The following is a 3,672-nucleotide window of genomic DNA, read 5'->3' on the forward strand; positions in this document are numbered from 1 at the left end:
GGATGGGGGCGCGAAGCTGGGGCTGTTCGGTGTCGTCGACACGGCGGGCAGCATCCGCAACATCGGCCTGACCGATGTCACCATCACCGGCACCGGGGCGCAGGCCGGCAGCCTTGTCAGCGAGAACAGCGGCACCATCGTCAACGCCTATGCGACGGGAACCGTGACGGGAGGGACCGGGGTCGGCGGTCTGGTTGGCCGCAACACCGGCTCCATCACGCAATCCCATGCGGCCGTCGCCGTGACCGGAGACGCCAATGTCGGCGGTCTCATCGGCAATAGTCAAAACGGCACGGTGTCCGAGGCCTACGCGACCGGGACGGTGAACGGGGCCACGGCCGTCGGCGGTCTCATCGGCATTAGTCAAGACGGCACGGTGTCCAAGGCCTACGCGACCGGGACGGTGAACGGGGCCACGGCCGTCGGCGGCCTGATCGGCACCCTGTGGGGCGAACAGGTATTGCTTTCGGAGAGCTACGCCACCGGCGCGGTCACGGCGACGAACAACAGGGCCGGGGGCCTGGTGGGCGAGATGGCGGAGGAAGCCAACGCCAACAACGTCTACGCCACCGGATCGGTCACCGGCGCCATCAACGCCGGCAATGGCGATCATTACATCGGCGGCTTGGTGGGCGAATTTAAATACGGCACCGGCGCCATGACGTTCGGCACCATCTCCAACGCCTATGCGACGGGACGGGTGACCCTGGCCAGCACCTGCACCGCCAGAAATTGCAAGGCGGGTGGCCTGGCCGGGCGGAGCGCCGCCGGCAGCTTCAGCGTCGGCTATTGGGACAAGGGCACGACGGGGCAGGCCAGCGGAATCGGCAACGGCACCAGCAACAACGTCACCGGCATCGAGACGGCGGACGCCTTCAGCGCGGCGACCTATGGCGACCTCGACCTGACGAATAAGTGGTATATGATCGACGGCCAGACCCGGCCCTTCCTGCGCTCGGAACACGCGACATCCATCGTCAACGCCCACCAGCTTCAACTGATGGCGCTGGATCCCACCGCCGCCTACACGCTGGCCGCCGACGTGGACGCCGGCGAGACCGCCGGCAGCAACGCGGCCGGCATGTGGCGCGTCAGCGGGAGAAAATATGGGTTCTTGCCGGTCGGGAGTAGCTCGACCCCGTTCACCGGCTCGCTCGACGGCCAGGGGCACGTCATCCAGGGGCTGACGATCAAGCCGGTAGATTACGAAGAGATGTACCAGGGGCTGTTCGGCGTCATCGGCGCCGCCGGCAGCGTCAGGAACCTCGGCCTGACCGACGTCGCCCTCATCGGCGCCGGCAATTACGTCGGCGGTCTTGCCGGCGAAAACGGCGGTACCATCACCAACGTCTATATCACCGGCAGCGTCCAGGGATCTTACGCGGGCGGCCTCGTCGGCAAGAACACCGGCACCATCAGCCGCTCCTACAGCACGGTAACGATGTCGCAATCCGTGGTCGACGGCACCGTGGTCGGCAGCGACGTGATGGGCGGTCTGGTCGGCGAGAACACCGGCACGATCACCCAGTCCTATGTGACCGGAGACGTCATCGGCCGTAGCACGGCCGGCGGCTTTGTCGCCAAGAATTCCGGCACGATCACCCAGTCCTACGCCACGGGGGCGGTGACGGCAAGAAACGGCACTGACACCGGCGGTTTCGTCGCCGAGAACACGGGCAGCATTTCCCAATCCTACGCAACCGGCGGCGCCGTATACGGCGATAATTCGGTCGGCGGCTTTGTCGCGTCGAACAGGGGCGACATCAGCCAATCCTATGCGGCGAAAGCCGTGTCGGGACCGCAGTGGGTCGGCGGATTTTTTGGCTTTCAACTCAGCGGCACCATCACATCGTCCTATTTCGACACCACCGTCGCCGGGACCACCGTACCCGCCGGTGCCCCATCCACGGTGACGGGAATGACCGGCCTGACGACGGCGGAGTTCCAGGACACGGCGTCGTTCATGGCGGGGGCCTCCGGCTGGGATTTCGACAGCGTTTGGGCGCCGCCCAGCAGCGGCTATTATCCCGTTCTCTACACCATGGCGCCCGTGACCCGGGTCAAGGCCCTGTCGGCCGACACGGTCTATGGCAGCGGTTCGGGTACGGTGACCGCGATTGGCACGCAGAGCAGCCTCAGCAGCTACATCTTCGGCAAGGCCGGCGACAGCCTGACCCTGACCGGGGCCACGATCGCCACCGACCCGACCGCCGCCGTTTCGGCAACGCCGACCACCGCCAGCCAGCCCGCGTCCAACGCGATGGTCACCAGCGCCAAGGGCACGGACTATCGCGTGTTCTACTACGGCAACGCCGCGCTGACCGTGACTCCGGCGGCGCTGACGATCACCGCCGACAACGCCACCAAGACCTATGGCGATACGGCGACGCTGAGCGGTTACACGGTCACGGGCCTGAAGAACAGCGACAGCGTGACCGGGGTTTCCCTGTCCAGCACCGGCGGCACGGCAACCGCCGGGGTCGGCAGCTACAGCATCAGCGGCTCCAGCGCACAGGGCACGGGGCTGTCGAACTACACGGTGAGCTACACCGGCGGCACGCTGACGGTGAACCCGGCAACGCTGACGATCGCCGCCGACGACGTGACCAAGACCTACGGCGACACGACGACCCTGACCGGCTTCACGGCCACCGGCCTGATGAACAGCGACAGGGTGACCGGGGTTTCCCTGTCCAGCACCGGCGGCACGGCGGCGACCGATGGAGTCGGCAGCTACGCCATCACCGCCTCGTCGGCCCAGGGCACGGGGCTGTCCAACTACACGGTGAGCTACACCGGCGGCACGCTGACGGTTAACCCGGCGGCACTGACCGTCACCGCCGACGACGTGACCAAGACCTACGGCGATACGGCGAGCGTGAGCGGCTATACGGTCACGGGCCTGAAGAACAGCGACAGGGTGACCGGGGTTTCCCTGTCCAGCACCGGCGGTACGGCGGCGACTGACGGAGTCGGCAGCTACGCCATTACGGCGTCGTCGGCCCAAGGCACGGGACTGTCGAACTACACGGTGAGCTACACCGGCGGCACGCTGACGGTGAACCCGGCAACGCTGACCGTCACTGCCGACGCGGCGCGCAAGACCTACGGCGACAGCGCCTCGCTGACCGGTTTCACCGTCACCGGGTTGAAGAACAGCGACAGCGTGACCGGGGTTTCCCTGTCCAGCAGTGGCACGGCGGCCACCGCCGGGGTCGGCAGCTACAACATCGCCGCCGCGTCGGCCCAGGGCAGCGGCCTCTCGAACTACACGATCACCTATGCCGACGGCACGCTGACGGTCGATCCGGCGGCGCTGACCGTCACTGCCGACGCGGCGCGCAAGACCTATGGCGACAGCGCCTCGCTGACCGCTTTTACCGCCACTGGGCTGAAGAACAGCGACAGCGTGACCGGGGTCAGCCTGTCCAGCAGTGGCACGGCGGCCATCGCCGGGGTCGGCAGCTACAACATCGCCGCCGCGTCGGCCCAGGGCAGCGGCCTGTCGAACTACACCATCACCTATGCCGACGGCACGCTGACGGTCGATCCGGCGGCGCTGACCGTCACTGCCGACGCGGCGCGCAAGACCTATGGCGACAGCGCCTCGCTGACCGGCTTCACCGCCACCGGTCTGAAGAACAGCGACAGCGTGACCGGGGTCAGCCTGTC

1 protein-coding gene is annotated in these 3,672 nt (G+C 67.2%); it reads left to right on the forward strand.

The annotated features are described in order from the left end of the window. A partial coding sequence (locus I71_RS35265) for an S-layer family protein (protein ID WP_280109916.1) occupies positions 1-3,672 on the forward strand: 3,672 nt, incomplete at both ends.

It is taken from the genome of Azospirillum sp. B506 (assembly GCF_000333595.1).
Taxonomy (GTDB): domain Bacteria; phylum Pseudomonadota; class Alphaproteobacteria; order Azospirillales; family Azospirillaceae; genus Azospirillum.